Consider the following 12,399-nt stretch of genomic DNA (forward strand, 5'->3'; position numbering starts at 1 on the left):
ATGTAAGGAAGAGCGATGAACCTGCTCAGCCGTCTTTCCATCCGTGCGCGCCTTTATTTCGGCACGATCTTCTCGCTGGTTCTGCTCGTCGTGATCGGTGCCATGGGCTACCTGGCCCTGGAGCGCACCCGAAGCACCCTGGACCAGCTGTTCTCCCAGCGGGTGCAGACCTTGACCGATGTGGCCGAGCTGCGCACCACCCTGGGGGATCTGCGCCGCCTCGAAAAGGACATCATCATCAGCTTCAACAACTCCGTCGAGGTCGCGGCCCTGCGCGAGAGCTGGAAGAAGTCGCTCGTGGCACTCAACAAGGGCATGGCCGATGTGCGCCAGGTGCAGTCGGGCGATGCGGCCTTCGTGGCGGCCATCGACAAATCCCTGGCCGAGGTCAAGGAGTACGAGGCCGGCATCTCCCCCGTGTTCGAACAGATCGAGCGCGCCCAGATCGACGGCGCCGTGGGCGGCGCCTACGCCGACCGCCTCAAGAAGCACATGGAAGCCACGGACAAGCTGCTGTCCGACCTTTCTGGCACCGCACGCACCAAGATGGACGAGGCGCGCGAAGGCGTCAACACCCTGACCACGACCATGTCCGGCCTGATCGGCATCGTGCTGGTGCTGGCCCTGGCGGTGCTGATTCCGCTGACCTTTTTCAGCGTGCGTTCCATCACCCGTTCGATCTCGCAGGCCAGCGCCCTGGCCGAGCGCATTGCCGGTGGCGACCTGTCGCGCGATGTGGAGATCAGCTCGCAGGACGAGGTGGGCCAGCTCGTGGCCTCCATGGCGCGCATGCAGGACGCCTTGCGCGGCCTGGTGCAGCAGGTGCAGGAGGCGGCCGGCAACATTTCCACAGCCAGCACCGAGATCGCCTCGGGCAACCACGACCTGAGCCACCGCACCGAGCAGACGGCCGCCAACCTCGAAGAGGCCGCCTCGTCGATGGAGCTGCTCACGAGCACCATCGGCCAGAGTGCCCAGTCCTCGCGCCAGGCCAGCGACTTCGCCTCATCGGCCGCCGAGGTGGCCGGGCGCGGTGGCGTGGTGGTCTCGCAGGTGGTGACCACCATGGACCAGATCACCACCAGCTCGCGCAAGATTGCCGACATCACGGGCGTGATCGATGGCATTGCCTTCCAGACCAACATCCTGGCCCTCAATGCCGCCGTCGAAGCGGCGCGGGCCGGCGAGCAGGGCCGGGGCTTTGCCGTGGTGGCCAGTGAAGTGCGCAGCCTGGCCCAGCGCAGCGCAGCCGCTGCCAAGGAGATCAAGGGCCTGATCGGCTCGTCGGTGGAGCGCGTGGAAGATGGTTCGCGCCTGGTGAGCCAGGCCGGTGCCACCATGGACGAGATCGTGGGCAGCGTGCGCCGTGTCTCGGACATCATCAGCGAGATCACCGCCTCGGCCGCCGAGCAGCGTGACAACGTGGGCCACATCAGCCAGTCGGTGAGCCAACTGGACAACATGACACAGCAGAACGCCGCGCTGGTCGAGCAGTCCACGGCGGCTTCGGAGTCCCTGCGCGAACAGGCACTGCAACTGACCCAGGCTGTGAGCCAGTTCAAGCTGCAGCCCGGTGCCGGGGCGTCCTCGGCCCACCATCCGGGCATGGGCGGCAGCACGCCCGCACCCCAGCGCGGCATTCCCGCGCCAATGAACCCACCGCTGGTGAAGAAGGTGACGGCCGGCGGCCGGCCGGCGCTGCAGATCCGCTGATCGTTGATACGCACCCATGAAAAAGGGCCGCATGCGCGGCCCTTTTCTTTTTGGCACCAGGGGGAGCGGCGTGCGCTCAGTCGCGCGTCACCCGCAGCACTTCCTCGCGGCTGGTGATGCCGGCCGCGATCAGGCGCTCGCCGTCCTCGCGCATCAGCGCCATGCCGCCCGCCAGCGCGGTGGTGCGGATATCGGCCTCGGCAGCCTGGTTATGGATCTGGGCGCGGATGGCATCGTTGGTCACCAGCAGCTCGAACAGGCCGGTGCGGCCCGTGTAGCCGGTCTGGCTGCAATGCTCGCAACCTGCGCCCTGGCAGTGGCTGCAGTACTTGCGCACCAGGCGCTGCGCGAGCACGCCCAGCAGCGAGGACGACAGCAGAAAGGGCTCCACCCCCATGTCGGTCAGGCGCGTCACGGCACTGGCCGCATCGTTGGTGTGCAGTGTGGCCAGCACCAGGTGGCCCGTGAGCGAGGCCTGGATGGCGATCTGCGCGGTCTCGAAGTCGCGGATTTCGCCGATCATGATGATGTCCGGGTCCTGGCGCAGGATGGCGCGCAGCGCCTTGGCGAAGGTCAGCTCGATCTTGCTGTTGACCTGGGTCTGGCCCACGCCGGGCAACTCGTACTCGATGGGGTCTTCCACCGTCATGATGTTGTTGCGCGTGGCATCGAGCCGGCCCAGCGCTGCATACAGCGTGGTCGTCTTGCCCGAGCCCGTGGGCCCGGTCACGAGAATGATGCCGTGCGGCTGTCCGATCAGGCCCTCGAAGCGCTGCAGTGTCTCGCCCTGCATGCCCACGGCCTCCAGGCTGAGCTTGCTCTCGCTCTTGTCCAAGAGGCGCAGCACGGCGCGCTCGCCATGGGCGCTGGGCAGGGTGGAGACGCGCACGTCGATGGCGCGCGTGCCCAGGCGCAGGCTGATGCGTCCGTCTTGCGGCAGGCGCTTTTCGGAGATATCGAGGTCGGCCATGATCTTCAGGCGCGAGATCAGGGCCGCGTGCAGGGCACGGTTGGGCTGCACCACCTCGCGCAGCGAGCCGTCCACGCGAAAGCGCACGCTCGAATGGCGCTCGTAGGGCTCGATGTGGATGTCGCTCGCACCATCGCGCGCGGCCTGCGTCAGCAGCGCGTTGAGCATGCGGATGATGGGCGCGTCGTCGGCCGTCTCCAGCAGGTCCTCCACGGCCGGCAGGTCCTGCATCATGCGCGACAGGTCGGCGTCGGACTCGACCTCGCTGACCACGGTGGCCGCGCTTGATTCGCCCTGGGCATAGGCGGCGCTGATGCGCTGCGCCAGGGCTGGCGCCTCCAGCGATTGCAGGTGGCGGACCTTGTGCTTGCGCATCACTTCCGACAGCGCGGTCACATCGGGTGCAGGGCCGTGCCACAGCACGAGCTGCTGGCCATCGTCCTCCAGCAGCAGCTGGGAGGTGCGGGCAAAGGCATAGGGCAGGGGGTGGCGCATGGGTGTCTCAGAGTGTCTGGCGCGTCACCGTGGCACCGGGCGCCAGCTGGCGCACCATGGCGGCGGCCGCTTCGGCCGAAGCCTCGTTCTGGTAGGGGCCTACGCGCACGCTGGTGCGCGGGCCCTGGTTGGTTTCCACCGATTGCTCGGCGATGGGCAGCGCCGAGGTGCGCAGCTTGTCCAGCGCGGCGCGCGAGGCGGCATCGTCGCCGAACAGGCCGGCACGCACATAGTAGGTCGACGGGGCGGTTGCGGCCGCGGCCACCGGGGCACTGCCCGCACGCGCGGGGGCTTCGCTGATGGGCACGCCCGATGGCGTCAGGCGGGGGGCCGGGGCACCGGGGGCCGTGAGGTCCTGCATGGGTGCAGGAGGGGCCACTGCAGGCTGTGCGCGCGTGGCCGGGTCGGCGCGCTGGGGCAGTTCCGGCAGCACGGGGGCGCCCGATACCGAGCGCAGCGGCAGGCTCGACGCGGGTTGCGTCACCTGTTGCAGGCCGCGGATCGCGTCGTACCGGTCCACCATCAGGGCATCGCTGGTGGCTGCATCGCGCACCACCACGGGGCGCAGAAAGACCATCAGGTTGGTCTTGTTGCGCTGGCGTTTCTCACTGCGGAACAGGCCGCCCAACACGGGCAGGTCGCCCATCACGGGCACCTTGTCCTCGCCCTGCGAGTAGCTGTCTTCGAGCAGGCCACCCAGCACGATGATGCTGCCATCGTCCACCACCACGTTCGACTCGATCGAGCGCTTGCTCGTGGTCGGTCCGTTCACGGAACTCAGGGTGTTTTCGTTGATCTTGGAGACTTCCTGGTAGATCGACATCTTCACGGTGCCGTTCTCGCTGATCTGCGGGCGCACCTTGAGCATCAGGCCCACATCCTTGCGCTCCACCGTGGTGAAGGGGTTCACCGTGTTGCTGCCGCCGGTGTTGGCATACGAGCCGGTCGGGAAGGGCACGTTGTTGCCGATCACGATGCGCGCTTCCTCGTTGTCCAGCGTCATCAGGTTGGGGGTGGACAGCACATTGGCATCGCCGCTGTTCTGCAGGAAGTTGGCCAGTGCACCCAGGTAGTACTGGCCGTTGATGCGTGGCGCCAGTGCCAGGTTCAGCCCGTTGCTCAGGCCCCCTCCGTTGCCTGTGGGGAGCAGGCCGGTGTAGGTGCCGGCGGCCACGTTGGCGGCAGCGTTCAGGATATTGATGCCGCCACCTTGGGTGGAGTTGGTGCCGATGACGCCGACCGTGCCATCGCCCTTCTTGCCGATGGCGCCTTGCCACTGGATGCCGAATTCCGCCAGCTTGCTGGCCGAGACCTCCACGATCAGGCTTTCCACCAGCACCTGGGCGCGGCGGCCGTCGAGCTTGTCGATCACCGCGCGCAGCTGGCGGAACAGCGGTTCGGGCGCGGTGATGATCAGCGAGTTGGTGGTGGGGTCGGCCTGGATCAGGCCGCCGGTGGAGGGCTGGTTGCTGTTGCTGCTGCCCATGCCCGAGCCGCTGCCCATGCCGGAGCTGCTGCCCAGCCCGCCAAGGCTGCTGTTGCTGCTGCTGGAGCTGCCACTCAGGCCGCCACTGTTGCTGCCGCCGCCCGACAGCGAAGGGGACGAGGTGCCGCCGGAAATCGCCGGTGTGCTGGCGCTGGCACCGCCCGTGGTGTTGCCCCCCATGCTGGCCATGGCCGCGCGCAAGGTCACGGCGAGCTTGGTGGCATCGGCATTTTTGAGGTAGACGACATGGATGTTGCCCATGGAGGCGCTGCTGCCGGGCACGGGCGGCTGGTCGAGCTTGTCCACCAGCGCACGCACCATGGCTACGCGCGCCGGGTTGGCGGCGCGCAGGATGAGCGAGTTGCTGCGTGGTTCGGCCAGCAGCGTGGTCTTGAACGAGGTATCGGCCTGGCCCTGGGCGGCGGCTGGCGCGGCGCCGCTGCCGCCGTCGATGAGGCGTGCCACCAGTGGGGCGAGGTCGGCCGCGAGGGCGTTGCGCAGCGGAATGATCTCCACGTCACTGGCGTTGGAGACGTCCATGGCCGCAATGATGCGGCCCAGGCGCTGCAGGTTGTCGGCGTAGTCGGTGATCACCAGCGAGTTGTTGCCGGGGTTCACGTTGATGGTGTTGTTGGGGCTGATCAGGGGGCGCAGCACCGGCACCAGGTTGCCCGCGTTCTCGTAGTTGAGCTTGAAGATCTGGGTCACGATCTGCCCGCCGCCGGGCGTGCCGCGTGCCGAGCCCGATTCGCTGACACCCACGCTGCCGCCCTGCAGCTTGGCATCGGCCTCGGGCACCACCTTGTACAGGCCGGCCGATTCGACCACCGTGAAGCCCTGCAGGCGCAGCGCCGCCAGGAACTGCTGGAAGGCGGCCGAAGGGGGCACGGCGCGCTCGGTGATCAGCGTGAGCTGGCCCTTGACGCGCGGGTCCACCACCACGTTGCGCCCCGTGATGGTGGCCATGGTGCGGGCCACGGCCTCGATTTCGGCATTGGCGAAGTTCAGCGTGACGGGTTCATTGCCGCGCACACTGCTGGTGCCCGTGCCCACCGCCGTCTGCGCCAGGGCCAGCGGGCTGCTGGTGAGCAGCATGGCGGCCAGGGTGATCGAGGTGACGGCGAATTGCAGGTGCGGCGAAAGGGAGGAAGTGGAATGCGTCATAGGGTCAACCCACGTTGATGAGGGAGCGCGCGCCGTTGCGCCGTCCGATGATGTTCAGAAGATTGGTGAGCGCCGCTTCGCGGTCGGGCGCCGCACTGGCCTCGCCCGCGAAGCGCAGGCGCTGGCCCACCCATTGGCCGGTGCCGCTCAATTGCAGGTGGCCGCCCAGGGTGCTCAAGGTCAGGATGGGGACTTCGCCGCCCTGTACCGCCAGGCGGTAGCTGCCCATGGGGCGCAGGGTGGACAGGCGCGAGGACATGTCCAGCGCATCGAGCTGGATCTTGCCCTCCAGCACCATGCGGCCGGCCTGCCAGGCCGCCTGCAGCCCCTGGGTCTGCAGCACCAGCTGGCCCTGCGGCTGCAGGGTGTTCCACGGCGTCCCCAGGCCCGAAAGCAGCGCGGCGGGCCAGCGGCTCTGGCCGTCGCCCACCGCCACGCGCAATTGCGAGAAGCCCAGCGCCAGCCGTGCCTGCAGTGGTTGTACGGTGCAGCAGGAGGCTTGTATCTGTGCGTGCGCGCCGGTCAGGGTGGGGCGCAGTGTCCATTGCAGGCGCTCGGGCAGGGCGGTGCGGTCCTGGCTGGCGGTGCCGCCGGTCAGCACCAGCTGGGCCGAGCCGTTCCAGACCGTGCCACGTGCTTCGGACAGCAGCAGCTGTCCGCCCGTGGCGCGGGCCAGGCCCTGGGCCAGCCATTGCGCCGGGGCAAAGACCACCAGGGCGGGCAGCAGGCCAACCAGGGCACCGCCCACGGCCCAGCCCCAGGGCGAGCGCGGTACGGCGCCGGTGGCGCGGGAGGAGGAGCGGGGGTTGCGGGTGGCGGACACGGGGCGTTTCGTCCGGTTCACCGGGCAGGCAGGGTCAGCACCAGCGTGCCGTCCCAGCGCGGAGCACCACCGGGCGCCGCGCCTGCCGGCGTGGCGGTGATCGGTGCAGGGGGGGCGCCCACGGCCGGCATGGCGCCGGGGATCGGGGGCACCAGCGGGCCAGCGGGGGGGGCGCCTGGACCGGGGGGCACCATGGCGGGCGGCGTGGTGGGCTGGCCCGGACGGGCGCTGCTGTTGCTTGTTGCGGCAGGGGTGGCCGGAGCCGCTGCGCGGGTCAGGCGGGCCTCGATGGGCACGGCCCGGGCATTGCTGCGCGCCAGCGCCAGCCACTGAGCCAGGGCATCGGCCGGGGCGGCCTTGAGCGTCACGGTGGCGCGGTCTCCCGCCACGTTGAGCTGGGCGGCCGTGCCCAGGCGCTGGGTCAGGCCACTGCGCAGTGCGCCGGTGGCGTCGCCCGTGCTGCTTTGCGGCACGGCCTGCAACTGCTGGGCTTCGGCCTGCAGGCCGCGCATGCGCTGCAGCTGGGTGTCCAGTTCGGCATGGCGCTTGGGGGCCGTACGCAAGGTCTGCAGCGCGGGGGAAATGGCCACCCACCACACCAGGGCCAGGCTCACGATCGCGGTCGCGCCGAGCACGAGGTTCTGCTCGCGCGGGGCCATGGCCTGCCATTGGGCCTTCAGGGGGGCGAGCTGGCTCATGGGGTGGTCTCCGCACGCAGCACCAGGCTGCCATCGTCCAGGCGGCCGGTATAGCCGGCGGCCCTCAATCGGGTGGTGAGCACAGGCTCCTCTGGGGGGGCAAGCTGCAGGCCGCGCAGGCGCAGCTCGCCGGTGGTGAATTCGAGGCCGGAAGGGATGCGGCCATCGGGCAGCGCGTTGCCGGCGGCGGCCATCATGGGCTCCAGGTCGCGCGGCGAGAAGCTGCCCGATGCCTGGCGCAGCAGCGCCATCTCGCGCTCCATCTGCTCCAGCGGTGCGACCACGGCCTGCACCTGCGGGAAGGTCTGCGTGAGGGTGCTGCGCAGGCTGGCCTGCTTGGCGGCCAGTGCCTGGCGCTCCTGCCAGGCCCAGACGTTCAGGCCCGCCAGGTGTGCCAGCACGAGCAGGCCCAGCGCCCAGCGCGCTGCGCGCCACTGGGGGGCGTACAGCAGGGCGCTCAGCGCGCCGCCGGCTTTGCGCAGGGCACGCGAGCGGCTGTTGCTGGAAAGCTCGAACTGCGCCAGGTCCCAGTCGCTGCGGGCTGCGTCCATGGCCCGGGCGCTGGCCGTGTGCAGGCTCACCGGGTGGCCCAGGGCATGTTCGGCGAGTTCCGCCACGGCCGGGTCGGCGCGCAAGGGGGTCGGTGGGGCTGCACCACCGGCAGCGCTGCCAAAGCCCGCCAGGGCCAGCGTGGCGGGCGTCAGGGGCAGTACCGAGATGCCTTCGTCGGCACCCAGGCCGCACAGGATCAACTGGGGGGCATCGGCCGAGCCGATGGCCGAGACCTCGGGCCCACCGCTGGCCGTGGGGCCGGGCGCGAACTCGGGCACCACACGGGCCACGCGCCGGCCGGCGGCTTCCAGGGCCTGCAGGTGGGCGCGCAGCCAGGCGCGGTCGCACACGGCCACCCACACCGGCACGCCGGCCTGGGCGCCCGGCTGCAGCGCAAAGTGCAGTTGGGCCGGGTCGTCCAGCAGGCGGTCTTCGAGCAAGCCCTCCAGCACCGAGCGCAGGCGTGGCGTCTGCTGGCTGGGTCCCAGGGGCAGGCCGGGCGGCAGTTGCACCTTCTGCCAGGAAAGCGCTTCGACCGGTACCACGGCCACGACCTCGCCGGGGCGTGCGGCCTCGGGCAGCAAGGCCGCCTCGGCGAGCGCATGGCGCTGGGCAGTGTGCCCGTCCGCCGTCAGCGTATAGCCGTACTGGGTCGATATCCCCGGAGGGGCGGGCGGCAGGGAGAGTATCAGCGTGCTCATGGGCGGGTAGTGCGGATCATTTTAGGCGGTGGCTCCTGTGCTGCGCGCATTCAGCGCAGTGTCTGTTGCGCCGGAGCGGCAGTCGTGTCCCGGTCGAAGGCGCCGCGTTCCCGCCACAGCGTCGTCACTTCCAGGCCCAGCTTGCGCACCAGGGAGCGTTCGTCCACGGTGGTGTTGTCCATGCGCAGGCGGCCGCGCACCTCGAAATAGGCCGAGGCGATGGCCAGGTCGTTGGTGTCGAACGGCACCCGGCCCAGCACCTCGACCACCTCGGCCATCGAACGGAAATGCTTGGACTCGCGGGCCTGCACCAGCTTCTGGGCACCGGCCATGTCCACCCCGTCGATGGCGGCCCAGACCACGTCGATGCCCGCCGTGTTGAGGTTGACCGGGGTGCGCACGGGCAGGATGGTGACATGCGGCAGCAGCGCGGTGACGGTCGGCGGCGACAGTCCCAGCCAGCCCAGCTGGGACACCGTCTGCGGCATCAGCGGTGCGTTGCCATCGCCCCCGGTGCGGACCTGGGCCTTGCGCAGGTTCTCCACCAGCAGTGCCAGCTCCTGCGACGGCAGGCCCAGCCGCTCGAACAGCCGGGTGAACTGCTTGAGGGCCCCGGCCTGCACCTGCCCGCCCTCGGCCAGGCTGGTGATGTTCAGGCGCGACTGCAGGTCCGTGATCTGGCCCGAGAGAAAGGCGTCGGTGGTGTCGGTGCTGGCGTCTTCCACCTGGGCCACGCCGCGCTCGGCCGCAAGAAAGCTGGACAGGCGGGCCTCCTGCAGCGGCACGGCCCAGGGTTCTGCCAGGTGGTCGGCGCCCCCGGCGCGGCCGTCTTCGCGCAGGATCAGGCGCGACCAGTCCAGTGCCCCCACGAGTATCCAGGCGGCCTGCACGCGGTCGCGCTCGGCGGTCTCGACCTCGATGGCGCGCCACTGCTGCCACAGCGAGGCCGCGGCAAACGTGGCCACCAGCGTCACGGTCAGCATGGCCGCGAGCAGCGCCGCCCCGCGCTGGGGTTGCTTGAGGTCTTGCCGGCCAGGGCGTGTGCGGCGCATCAGGTGCGTCCTCCGCCCAGGGTCGGGTTGGCCCAGTCGCGCACGATGGCGCCGGTCAGTGCCTGGCCTGGTGCCAGGGTGATTTGCAGCCGAACGCCGTCGGGGAGTCCGGCGGCCGGGGTGCCCGGGGTCTGGTCGGCACTCGACAAGGGGTTGGACCAGGTGCCGCCGCGGAAATAGAACAGCTGCCAGTTGCTGATGGGCACCAGGCTGATCTCATAGCGCCGGGCCTGCTCGTCGGGCGTGCGCGCCCACTGGGCGGCCAACTGCCAGGCCTGCTGCCAGTCGCTGCGGTTGCGCACGGGCGGAGACTGCCAGCGCGCCCACTGGCCACCCCCTTCCACGCCGGGCATCTCGCGCCGGGTCCAGGCCACGACCAGGGCGCCTTCGTCGGGTACGGCCGTGGTGCGGCGTGTGATGCGCAGCACCTGGCCGTCCCAGTCCAGCGGGGTGGTGTTGGCCAGCGGCAGGATGGCGTCGAGATCGGCGTTCCATTGCGCCAGGGCCGACTGGATCACCAGCATGCTGTCGGCGCGCTGGCGTGTCTGTTCCTGCGCGCGCACCATGCCGTCGATGCCGCGCCAGCTCATGATGGCCAGGATGGACAGCAGCGCAATCGCGACCAGCAGTTCGATCAGCGTGAAGCCGCCCTCGGCACCCGGTGGGGCGCGGCGGGGGCGTTCAAAGGAAGGATGCATGGCGGGGGAGGTTCCGGAGCCCATGGTCAGTAGCGCCCCAGGATGGTCGAGATACGCAGGATGGAGTTTTCCCCGTCGAGCACCTGTGCATCCACGCGCCGAAAGCTCGGGTTGGGCGTGGGTCGCACGGTCACGCGCACATCCAGGCGCCGGCCCGCCTGCTCGCAAGGCTGGGTGCTGTCGCCGACGCTGGGCATCTGGCGCGAGAGGCGCATGCGCACCAGCTCGTTTTCGGCGCACAACTGCGCGAGCACGATGTCGGACTGGCGCAGCGCATTGCGCGTGAGGGCGCTGGTGGACTGCAGCCCGGCCATCAGCGCGATGGCCACGATGCTCAGCGCCACCAGCACCTCCACCAGCGTGAAGCCGCGCTGGCGGGGCGAAAAAAGGGGGCTCATTGCACCGACTCCACGCTGAAGGGCCGCAGCCCGTCCGTCACCACGCGCAGTGCCTGGTCGGGATGGTCCCGGTGCGTGAGTTGCACCTGCTGTGCGCCGATCACCGGCTCGGGCCCGAGCAGCAGGATGGCATTGCCGCGCACCTGCGTGCCCTCCGCCAGCCACTGGTGCGGCAGCGCCCCGGCCGGCAGCCCCTCAAAACGGAAGCCTTGCGGCCCGCCACGCCAGCGCACCGGCACGCCATTGGCCCGCGACTGCGCCCGCCCTGCTTCGAGCAATGCCGCCAGCCGCGCCGCCTCGCGCTCGAGCTGTGTCTGCCCGTTGTCGCGCAGCGACAACGCAATGCCCGCCGTCGCCAGCGCCATGATGCTGATGACCACCAGCAACTCCAGCATGGTGAATCCGCGCGAACGACGGTGTGTCATGGGTGTTTGCCACGCAGAGCGTACGGTGCTGCCAGCACCATCGCGGGCGTCAACGGTGGGCATGGGGTGCCATCGCAACGGTCGCAGCGCCAACGGAGGGCGGCCGGCCGCAGCGCCGGGCCGCCCCAAGCAAGGCCCGGCCCCCTCGGGGGGCAGGGAGCAACACGCAGTGCGCGACCGTGGGGGGCATTACTGCCAGCTGCCGATATCGGCATCCTTGCCTTCGCCGCCGGACTGGCCATCGGCACCGAAGGACATCACGTCGATCTCGCCCTTGATGCCGGGGTTCAGGTACTGGTAGGGACGGCCCCAGGGGTCGTTGTTGAGTTTTTCGAGGTACAGCTTCCAGTTGCCGGGGATGGGGCCGGTCGTGGGCTTGGCGACCAAGGCCTGCAGGCCCTGCTCGGGCGTGGGGTAGCGCTGGTTGTCCAGGCGGTACAGCTTGAGCGCCTGCATGATGTTGGTGATGTCCGTCTTGGCGGCGGTGCTGCGCGCGTCGTCGGCGCGGTCGAGCACATTGGGCACGATCAGCGCAGCCAGCACGCCGATGATGACCACCACCACCATCAGCTCGATCAGGGTGAAACCCCGGGCCAGGCTGCGGCGTGCACCGCGCAGGGCAGGGGAGGAAGGCAGGAAAGAGAGGGTGTTCACGGCAGGCGGTCTCGCTAGGGTCGTATCGGGTGAATCATAATCTCCGCATGGTGACCAATTCATACAGCAAATGGGGCGTGCGCCTGGGGACTCTGGCGCTCTGGGCCGCCGCAGGCGCCAGCGTGGTCTATTGGGGCCTGCGCCTGTCGAACCGACCCGTGGCGCAAACCGTCCCGGCGGTGGCGTCCATGGCGGCCGTGCCCGATGCCCAGGCCGTGGCGCGCGCACTGGGCGCCCTGCCCGCCGGTGCCGTGGTGGCCGTGGCCGCCCCGGTGGCCTCCATGGCCAGCCGGTTCGCCTTGATTGGCGTGCTCTCCGGGCGCCACAGTGGCGGCGGTGCGGCGCTGATCGCGGTGGACGGCAAGCCCGCCAAGCCGTTCCGTGTGGGGACCGTGGTGGATTCCGGCATGGTGCTGCAGTCGCTGAGCCCCCGCCAGGCCCAGCTGGGGGCCGATCTGGGCGGGCCCGCCATGCTCACGCTGGACATGCCGCGCAAAAACTGACGGCTTCTCGCCGGACCGCGGAATCCGGCGCTTGCACCGCTTGCTTCTCATTACCGTGCCCCCTGTT

At 69.9% G+C, this 12,399-nt stretch carries 12 protein-coding genes; 2 read left to right on the plus strand and 10 right to left on the minus strand.

All coding sequences use genetic code 11. The features are described 5' to 3' along the window. Positions 1–15 precede the first annotated feature (15 nt). Positions 16–1,713 (plus strand): methyl-accepting chemotaxis protein, encoded by a 1,698-nt coding sequence (locus HNP48_RS18105; RefSeq protein ID WP_184859526.1) that lies wholly within the window; start codon positions 16–18, stop codon positions 1,711–1,713. A 76-nt stretch (positions 1,714–1,789) separates the two neighbouring features. Here HNP48_RS18105 and HNP48_RS18110 read toward each other — a convergent pair whose 3' ends face one another. From HNP48_RS18110 to gspG, 10 genes are all read right to left on the minus strand, one after another. Then, positions 1,790–3,178 (minus strand): GspE/PulE family protein, encoded by a 1,389-nt coding sequence (locus HNP48_RS18110; RefSeq protein WP_184859528.1) that lies wholly within the window; start codon positions 3,176–3,178, stop codon positions 1,790–1,792. A 7-nt stretch (positions 3,179–3,185) separates the two neighbouring features. Continuing rightward, complete coding sequence (gene gspD / locus HNP48_RS18115) at positions 3,186–5,828, minus strand: type II secretion system secretin GspD (protein ID WP_184859530.1); 2,643 nt, start codon at positions 5,826–5,828, stop codon at positions 3,186–3,188. A 4-nt stretch (positions 5,829–5,832) separates the two neighbouring features. Continuing rightward, positions 5,833–6,651: a type II secretion system protein N gene (gspN, locus tag HNP48_RS18120; RefSeq protein ID WP_184859532.1), complete on the minus strand. Its 819-nt coding sequence runs from the start codon at positions 6,649–6,651 to the stop codon at positions 5,833–5,835. A 17-nt stretch (positions 6,652–6,668) separates the two neighbouring features. After that, positions 6,669–7,349, minus strand: a complete 681-nt coding sequence (gene gspM, locus HNP48_RS18125; protein ID WP_184859534.1) for a type II secretion system protein GspM — start codon at positions 7,347–7,349, stop codon at positions 6,669–6,671. Then, positions 7,346–8,602: a type II secretion system protein GspL gene (gene gspL / locus HNP48_RS18130; protein ID WP_184859537.1), complete on the minus strand. Its 1,257-nt coding sequence runs from the start codon at positions 8,600–8,602 to the stop codon at positions 7,346–7,348. The genes gspM and gspL overlap by 4 nt, the downstream gene beginning before the upstream one ends. A 50-nt stretch (positions 8,603–8,652) precedes the next feature. Continuing rightward, positions 8,653–9,654 carry a type II secretion system minor pseudopilin GspK gene (gene gspK, locus HNP48_RS18135; protein ID WP_184859539.1) on the minus strand — a complete coding sequence of 334 codons (1,002 nt, stop codon included), beginning with the start codon at positions 9,652–9,654 and terminating at the stop codon, positions 8,653–8,655. Beyond that, positions 9,654–10,352, minus strand: coding sequence for a prepilin-type N-terminal cleavage/methylation domain-containing protein (locus HNP48_RS18140; protein WP_184859541.1), 699 nt, complete (start codon positions 10,350–10,352; stop codon positions 9,654–9,656). The genes gspK and HNP48_RS18140 overlap by 1 nt, the downstream gene beginning before the upstream one ends. A gap of 26 nt (positions 10,353–10,378) precedes the next feature. After that, positions 10,379–10,750: a type II secretion system minor pseudopilin GspI gene (gspI, locus tag HNP48_RS18145; RefSeq protein ID WP_184859543.1), complete on the minus strand. Its 372-nt coding sequence runs from the start codon at positions 10,748–10,750 to the stop codon at positions 10,379–10,381. Further along, positions 10,747–11,175: a prepilin-type N-terminal cleavage/methylation domain-containing protein gene (locus tag HNP48_RS18150; protein ID WP_260420282.1), complete on the minus strand. Its 429-nt coding sequence runs from the start codon at positions 11,173–11,175 to the stop codon at positions 10,747–10,749. The genes gspI and HNP48_RS18150 overlap by 4 nt, the downstream gene beginning before the upstream one ends. A 189-nt stretch (positions 11,176–11,364) precedes the next feature. After that, positions 11,365–11,829 (minus strand): type II secretion system major pseudopilin GspG, encoded by a 465-nt coding sequence (gene gspG / locus HNP48_RS18155; protein WP_311773834.1) that lies wholly within the window; start codon positions 11,827–11,829, stop codon positions 11,365–11,367. Positions 11,830–11,876: 47 nt separating this feature from the next. Here gspG and HNP48_RS18160 point away from each other — a divergent pair, with 47 nt between their 5' ends. Then, positions 11,877–12,332 carry a general secretion pathway protein C gene (locus tag HNP48_RS18160; RefSeq protein WP_184859547.1) on the plus strand — a complete coding sequence of 152 codons (456 nt, stop codon included), beginning with the start codon at positions 11,877–11,879 and terminating at the stop codon, positions 12,330–12,332. Positions 12,333–12,399 lie beyond the last annotated feature (67 nt).

The sequence above is a fragment of the Acidovorax soli genome, from assembly GCF_014207955.1.
Lineage (GTDB): Bacteria > Pseudomonadota > Gammaproteobacteria > Burkholderiales > Burkholderiaceae_C > Acidovorax > Acidovorax soli_A.

Excerpts from the sequence above, each read along its gene's own strand:
- HNP48_RS18105 (WP_184859526.1), top strand. The coding sequence starts at position 16 with ATGAACCTGCTCAGCCGTCTTTCCATCCGTGCGCGCCTTTATTTCGGC.
- HNP48_RS18110 (WP_184859528.1), bottom strand. The coding sequence starts at position 3,178 with ATGCGCCACCCCCTGCCCTATGCCTTTGCCCGCACCTCCCAGCTGCTG.
- gspD (WP_184859530.1), bottom strand. The coding sequence starts at position 5,828 with ATGACGCATTCCACTTCCTCCCTTTCGCCGCACCTGCAATTCGCCGTC.
- gspM (WP_184859534.1), bottom strand. The coding sequence starts at position 7,349 with ATGAGCCAGCTCGCCCCCCTGAAGGCCCAATGGCAGGCCATGGCCCCG.
- gspL (WP_184859537.1), bottom strand. The coding sequence starts at position 8,602 with ATGAGCACGCTGATACTCTCCCTGCCGCCCGCCCCTCCGGGGATATCG.
- gspK (WP_184859539.1), bottom strand. The coding sequence starts at position 9,654 with ATGCGCCGCACACGCCCTGGCCGGCAAGACCTCAAGCAACCCCAGCGC.
- HNP48_RS18140 (WP_184859541.1), bottom strand. The coding sequence starts at position 10,352 with ATGCATCCTTCCTTTGAACGCCCCCGCCGCGCCCCACCGGGTGCCGAG.
- gspI (WP_184859543.1), bottom strand. The coding sequence starts at position 10,750 with ATGAGCCCCCTTTTTTCGCCCCGCCAGCGCGGCTTCACGCTGGTGGAG.
- HNP48_RS18150 (WP_260420282.1), bottom strand. The coding sequence starts at position 11,175 with ATGACACACCGTCGTTCGCGCGGATTCACCATGCTGGAGTTGCTGGTG.
- HNP48_RS18160 (WP_184859547.1), top strand. The coding sequence starts at position 11,877 with ATGGTGACCAATTCATACAGCAAATGGGGCGTGCGCCTGGGGACTCTG.